The sequence below is a fragment of the Thermophagus sp. OGC60D27 genome, assembly GCF_052400625.1.
Classification (GTDB): Bacteria; Bacteroidota; Bacteroidia; order Bacteroidales; family Marinilabiliaceae; genus Thermophagus.
On sequence record NZ_JBQTGH010000004.1, the window covers coordinates 316,923 to 332,085 of the forward strand.

Annotated in this window: 13 protein-coding genes and 1 pseudogene; 3 read left to right on the forward strand and 11 right to left on the reverse strand. The window is 38.9% G+C overall.

Translation table 11 applies throughout. The features are described from left to right. The 11 genes from ACT29H_RS07240 to dnaG all read right to left on the reverse strand — a co-directional run bounded on the left by ACT29H_RS07240 (position 1) and on the right by dnaG (position 11,246). Entirely contained in the window at positions 1–477 is a 477-nt protein-coding gene (locus tag ACT29H_RS07240; RefSeq protein ID WP_444820945.1) for a chemotaxis protein CheW, read from the reverse strand. 34 nt (positions 478–511) lie between these two features. Next, on the reverse strand, positions 512–964 hold the full coding sequence (locus tag ACT29H_RS07245) for a chemotaxis protein CheW (protein ID WP_444820946.1): 453 nt from the start codon (positions 962–964) through the stop codon (positions 512–514). Between the two features lie 3 nt (positions 965–967). Next, entirely contained in the window at positions 968–3,055 is a 2,088-nt protein-coding gene (locus tag ACT29H_RS07250) for a chemotaxis protein CheA (protein WP_444820947.1), read from the reverse strand. 81 nt (positions 3,056–3,136) lie between these two features. Next, a complete protein-coding gene (locus ACT29H_RS07255; protein WP_444820948.1) occupies positions 3,137–3,502 on the reverse strand; it encodes a response regulator in 366 nt (121 codons plus the stop codon). 4 nt (positions 3,503–3,506) lie between these two features. Next, complete coding sequence (locus ACT29H_RS07260; protein ID WP_444820949.1) at positions 3,507–3,836, reverse strand: hypothetical protein; 330 nt, start codon at positions 3,834–3,836, stop codon at positions 3,507–3,509. Between the two features lie 210 nt (positions 3,837–4,046). After that, positions 4,047–5,798, reverse strand: a complete 1,752-nt coding sequence (locus tag ACT29H_RS07265; RefSeq protein WP_444820950.1) for a methyl-accepting chemotaxis protein — start codon at positions 5,796–5,798, stop codon at positions 4,047–4,049. Between the two features lie 110 nt (positions 5,799–5,908). Continuing rightward, positions 5,909–6,421 (reverse strand): YfiR family protein, encoded by a 513-nt coding sequence (locus ACT29H_RS07270; protein ID WP_444820951.1) that lies wholly within the window; start codon positions 6,419–6,421, stop codon positions 5,909–5,911. A gap of 287 nt (positions 6,422–6,708) precedes the next feature. Then, positions 6,709–7,488, reverse strand: coding sequence for a DUF2797 domain-containing protein (locus ACT29H_RS07275; RefSeq protein WP_444820952.1), 780 nt, complete (start codon positions 7,486–7,488; stop codon positions 6,709–6,711). A 44-nt stretch (positions 7,489–7,532) separates the two neighbouring features. Beyond that, positions 7,533–8,765, reverse strand: coding sequence for a nucleoside recognition domain-containing protein (locus ACT29H_RS07280; RefSeq protein ID WP_444820953.1), 1,233 nt, complete (start codon positions 8,763–8,765; stop codon positions 7,533–7,535). A 3-nt stretch (positions 8,766–8,768) separates the two neighbouring features. After that, positions 8,769–9,251, reverse strand: a complete 483-nt coding sequence (locus ACT29H_RS07285; protein ID WP_444820954.1) for a pyridoxamine 5'-phosphate oxidase family protein — start codon at positions 9,249–9,251, stop codon at positions 8,769–8,771. A gap of 36 nt (positions 9,252–9,287) precedes the next feature. Next, positions 9,288–11,246: a DNA primase gene (gene dnaG / locus ACT29H_RS07290; RefSeq protein ID WP_444820955.1), complete on the reverse strand. Its 1,959-nt coding sequence runs from the start codon at positions 11,244–11,246 to the stop codon at positions 9,288–9,290. Positions 11,247–11,516: 270 nt separating this feature from the next. Here dnaG and ACT29H_RS07295 point away from each other — a divergent pair, with 270 nt between their 5' ends. From ACT29H_RS07295 to istB, 3 genes and pseudogenes are all read left to right on the forward strand, one after another. Further along, positions 11,517–12,407 (forward strand): helix-turn-helix domain-containing protein, encoded by an 891-nt coding sequence (locus ACT29H_RS07295; protein WP_444820956.1) that lies wholly within the window; start codon positions 11,517–11,519, stop codon positions 12,405–12,407. A gap of 763 nt (positions 12,408–13,170) precedes the next feature. Beyond that, positions 13,171–13,521, forward strand: coding sequence for a hypothetical protein (locus tag ACT29H_RS07300; RefSeq protein ID WP_444820957.1), 351 nt, complete (start codon positions 13,171–13,173; stop codon positions 13,519–13,521). 323 nt (positions 13,522–13,844) lie between these two features. Then, positions 13,845–14,492 (forward strand): annotated as a pseudogene (gene istB / locus ACT29H_RS07305) (IS21-like element helper ATPase IstB). Positions 14,493–15,163: the final 671 nt, after the last annotated feature.

Here is a 15,163-nt window from a genome sequence, read left to right on the forward strand (position 1 = left end):
CTACTTCTGTTCTTTGGCGTCCAATAAAATTTTATCCATTTCAACTATCTCTTTATCGGTAAACACCTTATCAGTGTTGAGCACCAACACAAATGTATCCTCATAGTTAAAAGATCCAGCCACATAACCTGGTTTATATTCCTGCCGGATAGGTTTCAATTGGTCTGCCTCAATTTCTAATACATCCGCTACAGAATCAACCAAGATTGCAACCCGAAAAGTATTCGATTCTCCCGGCTTTTGTAAATTAAGCACAATAAAAACCGTGTTTTGATTCGCCTTTACGGATCCCAACCTGAATTTAATTCCGGTATCAATTACCGGAATAATCTCATTTCTAAACTCCATCAAACCAATCACAAACTCAGTTTGTTTTGGAACAGGCTTGGGCTTTTCATATTCACGAATCTCCAAGACCTGTGATACATGAATCGCAAAGATCTCTTCTGCAAGTCTGAATGTCAGATAGGACTCCATCTATCTTTGTTAAAATTAAAATTCAATAATTCGTTTAAACTTCTGCCACTCTGATTAATTCCTGCACATCAATAATGTGCACAAATTGATTGTCGAACAGAAAGGTTCCCAAAAAATTTTTCAGTAGGCTCTTTCCCATATCGGCAACTGTCGGTTTTAGCTCAAGGTCTTCTCCTTCAATAACTTCTTTAACCATATCAACCATCAACCCTAGATTGTTCTCTTGCTGCTCATCAGGAGATACAACAATAATGGCCGTATCATTTGTAACCTTATCGTTGGAGAACCCCATCATAACTCTTAAATCAACGACAGGAACAATATTCCCGTGAAGATTTATCAATCCTTTCATAAATTCGGGCGTGTTAGGGACCCTGGTAATGTCTGTTACTTCCAGGATGTGATTCACCTTCATGGCATCCAGAGCAAAAAACTCATCATCCACCCTAAAGGATAAAAGTGTAGTATTCTGTTGTTGCCCGGCCATATTTTATTCTTTTGTCATTTTATTATTTCTTTCCCGGTATTTTCCCGCGGAATTCAATTGTAATAATCTATTAGAATCGATAACCATTGCGATGGATCCATCCCCCAACACAGAAGCTCCGGATATCACCTGATGTCGTTGGAGATAACGCCCCATAGGTTTTACCACAGTTTGGTGTTCTCCCAAAACTTCATCAACCAATAATCCCAACTTTTTATTTTCATGACGAATCAGTACCATTTGAATATTCTGACTTTCCTCTATTTCTTCATTAAAAGCCTCCCGCACATCAACATAAGGGATCTGTTCTTGTTCGAGAATGACTACTTTATTGAACGAATCCTTCAACTGCGTTCTATCTAAGGAATAGATCTTTTCGATGGCAGAAATAGGTACCACATATTTATTTTGGCCTACTTTCACCAATAAACCATCTATAATTGATAAGGTTAATGGCAAACGTAGCGTAATGGTAGTTCCTTTACCAACTTCCGAATCAATGGTTACTTCTCCACGAATTTCTGATATTTTCTTCCGGACAACGTCCATTCCAACACCACGTCCAGATACATCGGAAACAGTCTCTCTAGTAGAAAAACCACTCATAAAAACCAAGTCCAGAATCTCCTTCCGGGACAATTCATCTGACTCCTGAATTAACCCCTTTCGTATCGCTTTCAGCCTAATGTCTTTAACATCAATACCTTTACCGTCATCTGTCACTTCGATCATGACGTTGGCGCCTTCATAATAAGCTTTAAAATAGATATTTCCTTTAGGCGATTTTCCTACAGCAACCCTGTCATCAGGGTTTTCAATCCCATGATCAACAGAATTCCGTAGAATGTGAAGAAGTGGGTCTGTTAAATGCTCAATAATATTCTTATCCAGCTCGATATCACCGCCTTCAATTACAAACTCTATTTCTTTTCCCAGCTCTTTCGACAAATCCCTTACCAACCTTTGGAAACGCATCAATTCACTTTGCATAGGAATTAGACTGATTTCAAAGGCATTATCTCTTAATTGTTTCGAAAGTTTCTGAACATTCTCCGCCAATGCAAGAATATCAATATCGCCACTTTTCTCGGCATAAACGCTTAACTGGGCCTGAGTTGTTACCAATTCACTAACAAGGTTAACCAGTTCATCAATTTTCTTGGAAGCAACCCTTATACTGGATATTTTATGTTCCTTTATCTGGCTTTTTTGTTTTTTACGGCCACCATTGTTGTTTTTTGATGCCCCTCCCGCTTTTTTCTGATCGATATTATTCAGTAAGGATTTTAAATCGTCCCCTTTAATGAGCTTGTTAGAATTACGGGCATCAGCAATCATCTGCTCTACAGGAGGCAAGATTTTAAGCGGTCCACTTCCAACTTCTTCAATTGAAAGTTCACATTCATCTTCCACAAAAATAAAGACATCCTTTATCTCATTCAGAGATTCGGAAGTAGAAAGGAGAATTTGCCATACACAATAAATGTTTTTCGGATCCAGAACATCAAAGCCGGGAATTTTATGCGTGTAAACGATACTTTGTCCATTCCCCAATGCATGCAAATCATCGAGCAAAAACAATGGATTAGTCCCGTTTTGCAATAAATTCTCCCCAGGCACAAATGAAATAAGGTAAATTTTCTCTCCCGAACCGGTTTCTGTAGCTCCTTTTTCTGAAGAGTCATGGTCTGTTCCCTTACTTGCCTTCCCTCCCGACTGGAGAAATGTCTGAATCCTATCCATTAATTGGTGAAATTCATCCAAATCCTCATTATCGGTCAGGTCACCTTTTTCAAGCAAATATTTAATTTCATCAACGGCTGTAAAAGTCAGAGAAACCAAATCCTGAGTTACCTCAAGTTTGTCATTTCGAACCTGGTCAAATATACTTTCTAGGTGGTGTGTGAATTCGCTAAGGTGATTAAACCCAAACATAGCCCCACCACCTTTTAACGAATGCATGGCCCGAAAGATGCGCTCAATAAGATCCTTGCTCTGCATATCATTTTCGAGAGCAAAAAGAGCTTCTTCCAGATCATTCACATTATCCAGAGATTCTTCTACAAACTTGGCTTTAAATTTATCAATCATATTCGTTTGCGGTTTCGCACATTTATTGTGGCCAAAAAGAAATTGGCTACCAGCTTGGCGTGCACCTGTTACTTAGGAAATTTAGCGAAGCACCCTGGAAATTGCACTTAATAATTTGGCAGGAACAAATGGTTTAATAATCCACCCGGTTGCGCCGGCCTGTTTGGCTTCCATCTTTTTGGCTGCCTGAGATTCGGTGGTCAGAAACAAAATGGGAATATGTTTATAATTATCCATTTCCCTAACTTTCCGGATCAGCTCCAAACCATCCATATTAGGCATATGAAGATCGGTAATAATGATATCTATTGGCCTGCCATCCAGAAATTTAAGGGCATCTTGCCCATCGACGCCGACAAGCACATCATACCCTTCGTTTTGTAGTGTGAAATTCACCACCTCCCGGATACTTTCGGAATCATCAACAATAAGAACTGTTTTTGCCATATGCTTATTTGTTTACAGGATTACAACTTAATAATTTGGAAAACCCACTATTGGATATTAAACTCAACAATTCGTCGGGCAATGAGCCCGAAGCTGAAAATTTTCGTTGATTCGATTCTGCAGTGGCCTTTATCGACTCCAATAACTGCAGAAAGGTGATATCCAAATTATCAGGGTTCTCCACCTTTACAACTATATCTTTTGAAAAATGGATCTTTTTTCCAACAAGGTCTTTAATGTTTTGGATATAATTAATAGTTAGTTGACCGGAAAAAGTCACTACTTGGCTATCTCCTTCTTTACTTATTTGAACTGAATAATTTTCATCACTCATAATGAAACCTGGCTAAATTTTTATAAACCTCAAGGGTTGCATGAGTTTTATCTGGCATACCTGTTTTTATCTTCCATTTCCTCTTAAATAAAAATTCTTAAAGGAACACTGACTGAATACTTTTTTCTTTTCTGGTATACAATCAAAAAGGCTATCCCACAAATATACCACTCAGATACATCTATAATTATACCCCCTCAAAAAAAATCATTAAAACTTCTCATAATTATCCAGATCGAATTCCTTTCCCAAATCGGAAAGGTCAGGCTTATTCCCTTTTAAATCCTTCGAAAGAGGCAATTTCTCATTGCTGCCTGAATTTGCGGGTTCATCTTCGGAAGACTTATCGTTATCGGAATATCTTTGCCTTTTAGCCGGATCATCTGTTCCAGATTCAAGATCGTCCACTTGAGTATCATCTTCTCCAATGTTAAAAATGCTCACAGCTTTTTGTAAGTTACGCGCAAGTCCTGCAAGTTGTTCCGAAGACTGGGTCAACTCATCGGAAGAAGAAGCATTTTCCTGAGTAATCAGGTTTAATTGCTGCATAGCCTGATTGATTTGATCGGCTCCAGTTTTTTGCTCCAAACTTGCGGCAGCTATTTCCTTAATCAGTTGGGTCGTTTTTTCAATCTCGGGAACCAGCATTTTGGTTTTATCACCGGCCTCTTTAGAAACCTTCAAACCTTTGGCCACCAAATTAACAATTTCATCTGCTGCAGATTTACTTTTTTCAGCCAATTTACGAACCTCGGCTGCCACAACAGAAAATCCTCGACCATGTTCCCCAGCCCGAGCTGCTTCAACTGCAGCATTCAAAGCAAGAATGTTCGTCTGAAAAGCAATATCACTAATCACCGAAATACGTTCTGCAATATCTTCCATTGCTTTCGCCGCTTCCGATGATAATTCATTAGCTATATTGACTTCACGCGCCGTATCAACAGTAATTTTTTCTGTTTGAATGGCATTGTCGGTATTCTGATCAATATTTGCCACCATCTCTTCAATAGAAGTAGACACCTCTTCAGCGGAGGCAGCCTGATCTGCAGAACCACGAGACATCTGAAGAGAACTGTCTCTTAGATTTCGGCTGGAATGAACCAAATCTCTGGCATTTTGCTTGATCGAAAACACAATACCCTTTAGATTTTTGGCCATTGTCCCTAGCTCTTTGGCCAGGATTCCAATTTCATCTTCCTGATTAATTTCAATCTGAGCTGTCAAATCCCCATTCCCAAACAATTGAGCAAATTTCACCCCTTTCAGAAGCGGTTTAACAATAGAAGAATATAACACATAACCGATAATTGCCGAAGCTGCAGTCAGTATTATGCTCATGATAATCATATACCATGTAAAAGACGAAAAAATGGAGTGCATACTTCCAAGTGAAGACTCATAATCACTAAGATATTTCTCTTCCAGCTTAGAAACTTCACCAATTATTTCGTCACTTAAATTCATAACCTCTCCACCTTCAACGACCATTGGTTCCACTTCAAATAAAACCATAGGATCATCATAGGCTTCAAACGAATTCAATGCCAGCATAATCTTCTTATGCATGGCAAATAAAGAATCGGTTTTATGAAATATCCCTTCCAATACATTCTTTTCGTCCTTGTTTTCCCACATCTCCGAAAGTTGACGGAGATCATTTTTAATGGTCGGAAATTCGGTTTCATGAATTTCTGCAAGTTTAACTTTATCAGGAGTATTGGCCTGGCGATCGATGTAAACCCAATTTTTTATTAGCATCTTGGTTTGGGTCACTGTCATTCCCAAATCACCTAATTTTTCAACACTGGGTGAATAGATGGTGGTAACATCCATCGTTAAGCTTCTGCTTCGCGAAAGGATACTCAAAGTCAAAACCGAATTAATAAGAATTGCCAGTAATATTATTCCAAAGCCAGCAACTAACTTTTGGGCGATATTAAATTTAACTTTCATCTTCATGAATAAATATTTTGCTAACCGAGCCTGTCGGACTTTATTCTGAAAAAAATTCCGGAACATTGGTCTTTTCCGGACCCGTCGTATTTATTATTTTTTTAATTGAATTTTGGTCATAACACGATGGCCGACGACATATTCTCTAATCGGGAACTAATCTGAAGCCCTTTATTGGAAGCATTACTATTATGAATCTCAAATTTCAGGACATCATCTCTAATCACGAAATTTATCATCGCCCCATGATCCGTGGCTCCTTCCTCCTCGGTTATAATTAAAGAACTGCTTCCTAACTTCGACTGAACCTGGGAGGCAATCCTCAAATATCTGGATCGGGAGGATACATATAGCACCTGACAATCCTGAACCTCATCAACAGACTTAAATTCTTTGACAACCACGTCCTGAAAACCAAATTTTTTACCTTCCGATTGACTTTTAATCCATTTAGCCACATTGGGAGAATTTAATACACCAATTACAAAATCTCCCTGCCGGGCATCCTCCGGCCAACCAATATACCGGATGAAGTTCAGCGTAAAAACTGCCTTGTACTTCTCTACCTGTCCTTCCATTATAAACGGCATCAGCAGAAGAAACGTCAAAATCAAGTAAATCTTTCTCATTTCCTTTTAAAAGTTTATTAATTCACAAAACCCAAGCACAAAATATATCGGTGGTTTTACTTTTTAAACCCCACTACAGGGGCAATAATTTCCAAAATATCCACCAACCACATGCTACGTAAACTATTAAGTTTGGTTTCCTTTTAACTATCAATTTTTCTTAAACGAGAGTGTTTACCTTATTCTATTTGACTAATTCTCCCCCCTAACAATCACCTGTCTGTAATAAACAATGAAAAAAATAATCACGTTTTCTCTTCAAGTGTTTGCCTTAATATTATTATCAATTAAGCCAAATGAATTTTAGTTGAATAACCAGAAAATCGACGGACATTTAATATTTTTTGATTATTGAAGAAGATATATTGACCTCTAATACCAGTCAAAGTCCCTTCAACAAAGGATTCTTTATCAAGATTTAGCTGAACGGGGGTTTTAGGATATGTTTGAACCGGATATCTGATTTCAAAAACTTCATCGTCCTGTTCCAAAACATATCTTTTCAATTCATCCGGAAGTAATGACGTGGCTTTGTGTTTTGAATTTTTGAGGTCAATGTCAGGCAGTGACTCATTCGTCACCATCTTCTTCCAGTTGGTTTTATCACCAAAATGAGGCATTAGAAAGGATTCAATGACGCCAGCAATATGCCTATTTGGAACCTGACAAATTTTAATAGCACGGGCAGCCCCCTGATCTATCCAACGATAAGGCACTTGAGATAGTCGGGTTACACCAACTTTCAGTCCTCCACTTACTGCCAAATAAACAATATGAGGCTGAAGACAATGATCTTCTGCCCACGACATATCTCTCGCAACTCCAAGATGAGCTAAGCACCGGTCGGGTCTAAGAATACACTCATCAGCCTCCGGGGAGGAAGTAAAACACTGATAACAGAATCCTTGGCCATAAGTTTTACGGATTTCTTTTCCACAAACAATACAGTTAATCTTACCCCCATAGTGTATTTGTATGGTTTTCCCGAGCCAGTCGTTAAGACAAACTTCATCATCCCCCAATCTAAGCGTATAGACAGCCTCTCTGTTGATGAGAGCACTTTTCATTTTAATAAGATTTCCGTCCAAGGTCATAATACAATCAATATAACTTAAGCAAAGAAAAGATATCCTAACAATATGGCGGCAATAATCCCGGCGATATCGGCAATCAACCCACAAACCACAGCATAACGGGTTTTCCGGATCCCTACCGAGCCAAAATAGACAGCAACAACATAGAAAGTAGTGTCGGTAGCCCCCTGAATAGTGCTGGCCACACGACCAACAAAAGAGTCGGCTCCATACATCTTCATGGCATCCACCATCAACCCTCTGGCCCCGCTACCGCTTAACGGTTTCATCAATGCTGTAGGAAGGGCTTCAACAAAATCAGTGTTCAATCCCAAAGAAGCCACCCCCCATTCGATTCCTCTGATCAAGATATCCATTGCCCCCGAAGCACGAAAAACCCCAATGCCTACAAGGATTGCAATCAGATATGGAATAATCTTAACGGCTATTTGGAATCCGTCTTTTGCTCCTTCAATAAAAGTCTCATAAACATTTACCTTCTTAACAACGGCCATCAGGATGAAAGTCACGATAATCGTAAACAATATGATATTGGCAGCCAATAGAGAAATGATTCGGATCTCATCTTTATCCAGTTGCGACAAACCATAAATGACTGCACCAATAAAAAGTGACAATCCCCCCAAATAAGCCAAAACAACTCTGTTAAGCAGGTTTATTTTTTGCACTATGGCGACAGAAATTAAACCCGCAATGGTGCTAAAAAAGGTAGCAAGAAGTATGGGAAGAAAAATATCCGCCGGATTGGCAGCCCCCATTTCGGCCCTGTAAACCATCACGGAAATGGGTATGATAGTAAGACCGGAGGTGTTCAATACCAAAAACATGATTTGAGCATCCGATGCAGTATCCTTTTTCTTATTGGCCGATTGCATTTCTTTCATCGCTTTAAGCCCCATAGGTGTCGCCGCATTGTCCAACCCCAGCATATTGGCCGCTATATTCAGCATCATAGGACCATACGCCGGATGATCTTTAGGTAGTGAAGGAAAAATATGACGAAAAAATGGACCAATAGCCTTCGACATAACGGCAACCATTCCCCCTTTTTCACCAATACGCATCAGTCCAAGCCAAAGGGTAAGTACACCTGTCAACCCCAACGAGATATTAAAACCCGTTTTGGCATTCTCAAAAGTAGCATTCATCAGGGCGGTAAAGATCTCCAAATCTTGAAAAAAGATAAGTCTAACCAGTGCCACTACAAAGGCTATCAGAAAAAAAGCAATCCATAGATAGTTTAGTACCATAAATTATTTTTTACAGACATCGTGTGGTGCCCCAAATTCCTTACATCCTATGTTGGTAATATCAACACGCCAGATCTTTACATTTCTGACAGCAGGATCACCATACTTAAACTGTTTCCTACTGTATTGAGCCATAATACAGTCCAAGGCATGACGTTTTTGCTCCATATCTTCGACAAAAGTCACTTTCCCCTCAGCCACAACACTGCGAGCTTTCATCCTATAGCTACAAGCCACTTCAGGATGCTGAAAAGCCAGCTCTTCGCCAAAATTAAAAGTCAAGCATATATCATTTTTTCTTTCCAGAGCTCTTATGATCCTCCCTTCCGGTGCACTATGCAAATAAAATACCCCCTGTTCGTAACCAAAATTCATGGGAACCACATAAGGCAATCCGTCTTCGTCAACAACACCGGCAAAACAAATTTTGCAGGACAATATTACTTCATCTATAAATTTTTGATCATTAATTAAATAAGTCTTCATAATACCATTCAATATTCGATTCTACAGCTAATAACATTAAACAACCGTCCTTTCGCCCAACACTTTAGAGATGTAAATAAACGCCTGCTGCAGCCCATTAATTTCCTTCAAAAGATCCATAAACCCGGTTTTGTCCCCTCTTTCTTCTGCCGCTTTTAACTGTTTTCTCTTTTCGTCAAGCAATACTTTCACTTTGCGCCACTTCAATTCGGTCACCACTTTAGGGACCAATTCATCCAGTCTGTCACTTTCTTTTTCCACCTTCCCTCCTCGATTGTGAATCCTGCTCAAAGAATACTCTTTGGCTATAAGATCTGTTGCCAGTCCGGAAATTCGACTATCGGCATGTGAAACAAAAAAATGAGACGCTTTAAAATCCTGATTTTTAAAATTCTCTTCATATAGTTTCATGATTTGATTGTAAAGCGGATTGACACTCTCCAGCTCATCCTGACGAAGCTCTGCAATAATATATTCACCTACGGTTAATTGACGAATCTCTTCTTCGGTTTCCAACTCCCCTAAATCGACATCCCCATACTTCAACAAAAAACGAAGGACTTCTCGTTCTTCCGTTTCAAAAGGATTGGAAGAGGTGGCAGCAACCTTCTCAACACGAGGCGACGAAAAAGATTCACCTTCCTGTGCATGACCATAATGCCTGCCCCTTTGAGATTCTTTTTCCCGTTTTCGACGACGTAGTTTCCCAATCTCCGAGAAAAGCACCTGTTCTTTCACTTCCATCAAATTACTGCATTCTTTCACGTACTCTGTACGAGTAATAGAATCAGGAATCACAGAAATGGAACGAACAATATCCTGAATAAGCCGAGCCCGGCCAACAGGATCATCTTGTGTTTCCCCCATAAGAAGAGACGTTTTAAACCTTATAAAATCAGTTTCATGCTCTTTTATATAAGCTATAAGAGGGTCACCACCCAGTTTTTTGGAATACGAATCCGGATCCTCTCCGTCGGGAAGCAATACTACCTTCACATTCAATCCTTCTTCAAGAACCAGATCAATACCACGAAGTGAGGCTTTTATTCCCGCAGCATCTCCATCATAAATAATCGTCAGATTTTTAGTAAAACGGGCAATCAGCCTAATCTGATCTGGTGTAAGAGCGGTTCCTGACGATGCCACCACGTTATGAATACCTGCCTGATGAAATGAGAGCACATCGGTGTAACCCTCCACTAAGATGCACCGATCCTGCCGGGCAATCTCCTGCCGGGCCTGATACATCCCATAAAGTATTCTGCTTTTATGGTAGATTTCCGATTCCGGCGAATTCAGATACTTGGCTGTTTTGGCATCGGTCCGCAAAACACGTCCTCCAAATCCGATCACTTTTCCCGCCAGACTATGTATCGGAAAAATAACCCTTCCTCTGAATCGATCGGCTTTATAGTCATCCCGAACGATGGTTAGCCCGGTTTTTTCAAGAAACTCCAACTTAAATCCTTTTCTTAACGCTTCACGCGTAAAGGCATCCTTGGATTCGGGCGAATAGCCCAACCCAAACTTCTGAATAATATCATCCCGGAATCCTCGTTCTCGAAGATATCCTATTCCCACTGATTTCCCTTCATCGGAATGATGCAAACGTTCTTCAAAATATTTTGCAGCAAACCCGGTAACAATAAGCATACTCTCACGTTCGGTCTGATGGGCAACCTCCTCCGGAGTTAAAACTTTATCTTCCACCGGAATATGAAATTTTTTTCCTAAAATTTTAATGGATTCAACAAATGAAATCTGTTCATGCTCCATTAAAAAATTGACCGCATTCCCACCCTTGCCGCAGCCAAAACATTTGAATATTCCCTTGGAGGGTGAAACAATAAATGAAGGTGTTTTTTCATTATGAAATGGACATAATCCAATATAATTAACCCCTCTGCGCTTAAGATTAACAAACTCCGAAACCACATCGACAATCTGACTCTGCGCAGTCTCCATCACGCGATCTATGGTGCTTTTATCAATCATACCCTTGTTTCGGTTTAGACTCTCAAAGGTAGAAATTTTTGTCTGCTTTTACCGGCAATTTATCTCCATGGGCTTAATTTCAGATTTGTTTCCTTACCCACAAATGCCACAGAAGGGTTATCTCAGACAGAAACTCACTTGAAAAATAAATCATAAAAAATCTACTTAGAAAAAGTGTTTCCTCTTCCTCTAATGATTCCCAATAAAAGGAAACCTGGTTCATTTTATTCAGGATAGTGTTACATTTGTAATCCACAAGTTAAAGCAAGGATGAAAATTCAGACTAAAAATCGAATACACCGGGAAATAACGCCCCTTCAGACCGACGATTGTTTCTTAGTATTTGATCGTCAAAGAAACTTTTTCAATTTCCCGATTCATTTTCATCCTGAATACGAAATCAATTTTATAGCCAATGCCAAGGGAGGCAGAAGAGTCGTTGGCGATCACATAGGCGAAATTGATGATCTGGAATTGGTAATGGTCGGACCTAATCTCTACCATGGATGGGAAAACTATAAAAATACCGGCAAAGAACTGCTTCATGAAATTACGCTACAGTTTCCTCGCGATCTGTTTCAAAACCATTTGTTACAAAAAAACATCCTTAAACCACTCAAAGACTTGCTGCACAACGCCGAAAGGGGAATCCTTTTTTCACATGAAACCGCACTTTCTGCTGCAACACGATTAAAACGAATCAACAAAAAAAGAGGTTTTGATTCCTTCCTGGAATTTCAATCTTTACTGTATGATTTGTCCATTGCACCAAATCAACGATTACTAACCAACCTCTCATTTCGAAACCAAGACGACTTCTTCAACAGTGATAAAATCGAAAAAATATACAATTTCGTAAAAGAAAACTACAGTAAAAGAATAAAGTTGGACGACGCTGCAAAACTCATGAATATGTCGGTGGTTTCGTTTAGCCGAATGATCAAAAAAAGAACCGGAAAATCGTTTGTCGATTTTGTCAATGAAGTTAGACTGGGTGTTGCCACCCGGATGCTTATCGAAACGACAAAAAGTGTTTCGGAAATATGTTACGAATGTGGCTTCAACAACATATCGAACTTTAATCGAACTTTCAAAAGAAAACAAAACTGCACCCCCACTGAATTTCGAGCTAATTTTAATGGGATAAAGAATGTGTTTTAAATATTAATCATTTACTTGATAAATCCGAAACCACACCTTTGTAATCACTCGAACTCCCTTGATTAATCAACTGAAAGAATTTTCATTATAATTAATGAACACCGAATACAGATCTTTCCTCATCACCTCTCGTCTATCAATAGTGCATGGCAACCAACTTAAAATCAATTTTCTCCTTTTTTTAGATAATTTCATTAAAAGAGAATAGCTAAAAGACCGACATTAAAGAATCGCAATTCTCACCTTTAGGCCATCTTTCTTCCCTCAACATAATGCATTTCAAAGAGCAAAGACATTTTTTCAATCTGGTTATCCACAGTTTAAGGTTCTTTTCTCACTCCCCAACTGGCTATACCGGTTCAAAATGTGCCACCGATTTCGGAGTACTAGTGCCAGACATTTCGGTTTAAAACGTGCCAGTCATAGCGCATAAGCAAAAAAAGCTTTCGGTTCGACTTGTGCCAGTTTGAGAGATCAGGAAAAAACCGCTATATCGCCAAAAAAAGCGATATGGCCAATAAACTTGATCTTATAGATTAAACCCGAAAAATGCATTAGAAAATCTATTTCGAATTAAAAGTGCAATCCATTAAGAACTTGTTTCATTGGATAATAGTGAATTACTCAAGTTTATTCCAATCCATACCACCATCAAAAATGCCCGGTATGATGAGCTAATGAGCTACTTTGAAAAGATGAACGCGCAACGTGACCATCCGGGTTTTACATTTCTATACCATTATAAAGATAAGTGGTATATCCAATGTTTTATCCTATTATGGAGGCGTACCGAAAGCCATCGTATCAGACCATTTTAAAATCGGCGGTAACAAGAACCAGTAAATACGAACCACAAATAAATTGCGCCTTTAAGGACTTTGCCCATCATTACAATTGCGTAATGAATCCCACACGTAGTTATTCTCCTTACGACAAAGCATTAGTCGAGAATGCTGTAAATCTTGTTTATCAGCACATATTCTATCCCTTACGCCAGATGAGATTCTTTTCTCTGGAAGCTCTCAATAGAGAAATAAAAAGGCTTTTGATCACCTCTAATGATCTTTTACTGAAACACCGGCAAGCCAGCCGCAGAGAGTTGTTTAAATTGTGATTACAATGGTCGACACCATGTGATAGTAATCATCAGGACCATGTGATTATAATGATAGATACCATGTGATAGTAATCACCAGGACCATGTGATTATAATGATGGACACCATGTGATAGTAATCACCAAGACCATGTGATTATAATGATGGACACCATGTGATAGTAATCACCAGGACCATGTTATTATAATGATAGACACCCTGTGATAGTAATCACCGAAGGGTCTACCCCCCCAAAAAAATCAGACAATCGTAAAAACTCAGGAAAATGCGGATTAACGCAATGACCGATTGGCACCTGCAGCAAATAAAAAAACAATCAGTTGACGGATGTAACCCGCGATGAATATCTGACATTGCTTACCGATCATGAATGGAAAGACAGACAAAACAAGAAAATACAGCGATTGCTTAAGCAAGCCGGTTTTCGCCAAAAAGCATCCATCGGTGATGTAAATTATCAGGCCGACAGAAAACCGGATAAAAACATGTTTCAAAGACTTTGTTCTCTTGATTTTATTAAAAGAAATGAAAACCTGATCTTTACAGGGCCTTCCGGCGTTGGTAAAAGCTATCTGGCCCAGGCTATAGGACATCATGCCTGTATGATGGAATATAGAGTGTATAATGCTATTATTTCACGATTATTTAAGCGCTTTAAGCTCTCCAAAGTGGATGACACTTACATGAAAGAACTTAACAAACTATCAAAAGTTGATCTTTTAATCCTGGATGACTTATGATTGCAATCCCTTGATAAACAAGATCGTGAAACATTAATGGATATTATAGATGACCGATATAGTCATAAATCTACAATTGTCTTGTCACAAATCCCCGTGTCTGTATGGTATGATATTATTGGTGACGGAACAATTGCCGATGCAATACTCGACCGACTGATAAACTCTTCCCATCGAATCGATCTAAACGGACCCTCTTTAAGAAGAGATATTTTGAAACCTGAATAAACTTTTTTTGTACTATTGCTCCATCTCTCACACTGGCACAATCTGACCGAAATAACCCCTCCTATTTATTCCAGAAACCTTACGAAACCTACGATATACTATGCATCCCCTTCTATCCATTCATTCTGCAAATCGGACGATCAAAAGTATTGAACCGGTTGACATATTGTCTTAATACTTTGACTAAGCCCGCTAGCCCATTCGTTGCTTCTCAATCTCTACTTTTTGATTTGGATTCCCCTCTTTGCCCAACAATACTCAACACCCACATAATCATACCAATCAATCTCAGCCATATAAAACATACTTCAATAATCAGATCTAAAAAATGGAACTTCCTAACATTCTTTTTCAACTCCCCAACCGATAAAATTTCAGTCAAGAATAATTTTTTTCAACTCAGCAAGTGATAGGATTTCAGTTTTAAATGGATTTTTCCACGCTTCCACTGACGGAATTTCAGTTGAAAGTAGATTCTTTCACTCCCCAACTGTCTTTTTTTCGTTTTATATCTATTTTTTCACTCCTAAAAGGCATTTCACATAAACTAAAATTGATTTTCACGGGTGTCCAATTAAATTTATTAACAATTAATACTTAAAGGCAAATTCAAGTTGAAGAGCATCATTACATACATCATCAATAGTCTCGGAAGTCAGAAAAAGATCTCT

Excerpts from the sequence above, each read along its gene's own strand:
- ACT29H_RS07300 (WP_444820957.1), top strand. The coding sequence starts at position 13,171 with ATGTTTTATCCTATTATGGAGGCGTACCGAAAGCCATCGTATCAGACC.
- ACT29H_RS07280 (WP_444820953.1), bottom strand. The coding sequence starts at position 8,765 with ATGGTACTAAACTATCTATGGATTGCTTTTTTTCTGATAGCCTTTGTA.
- ACT29H_RS07285 (WP_444820954.1), bottom strand. The coding sequence starts at position 9,251 with ATGAAGACTTATTTAATTAATGATCAAAAATTTATAGATGAAGTAATA.
- ACT29H_RS07250 (WP_444820947.1), bottom strand. The coding sequence starts at position 3,055 with ATGATTGATAAATTTAAAGCCAAGTTTGTAGAAGAATCTCTGGATAAT.
- ACT29H_RS07240 (WP_444820945.1), bottom strand. The coding sequence starts at position 477 with ATGGAGTCCTATCTGACATTCAGACTTGCAGAAGAGATCTTTGCGATT.
- ACT29H_RS07245 (WP_444820946.1), bottom strand. The coding sequence starts at position 964 with ATGGCCGGGCAACAACAGAATACTACACTTTTATCCTTTAGGGTGGAT.
- ACT29H_RS07260 (WP_444820949.1), bottom strand. The coding sequence starts at position 3,836 with ATGAGTGATGAAAATTATTCAGTTCAAATAAGTAAAGAAGGAGATAGC.
- ACT29H_RS07270 (WP_444820951.1), bottom strand. The coding sequence starts at position 6,421 with ATGAGAAAGATTTACTTGATTTTGACGTTTCTTCTGCTGATGCCGTTT.
- dnaG (WP_444820955.1), bottom strand. The coding sequence starts at position 11,246 with ATGATTGATAAAAGCACCATAGATCGCGTGATGGAGACTGCGCAGAGT.
- ACT29H_RS07295 (WP_444820956.1), top strand. The coding sequence starts at position 11,517 with ATGAAAATTCAGACTAAAAATCGAATACACCGGGAAATAACGCCCCTT.
- ACT29H_RS07255 (WP_444820948.1), bottom strand. The coding sequence starts at position 3,502 with ATGGCAAAAACAGTTCTTATTGTTGATGATTCCGAAAGTATCCGGGAG.
- ACT29H_RS07265 (WP_444820950.1), bottom strand. The coding sequence starts at position 5,798 with ATGAAGATGAAAGTTAAATTTAATATCGCCCAAAAGTTAGTTGCTGGC.
- ACT29H_RS07275 (WP_444820952.1), bottom strand. The coding sequence starts at position 7,488 with ATGAAAAGTGCTCTCATCAACAGAGAGGCTGTCTATACGCTTAGATTG.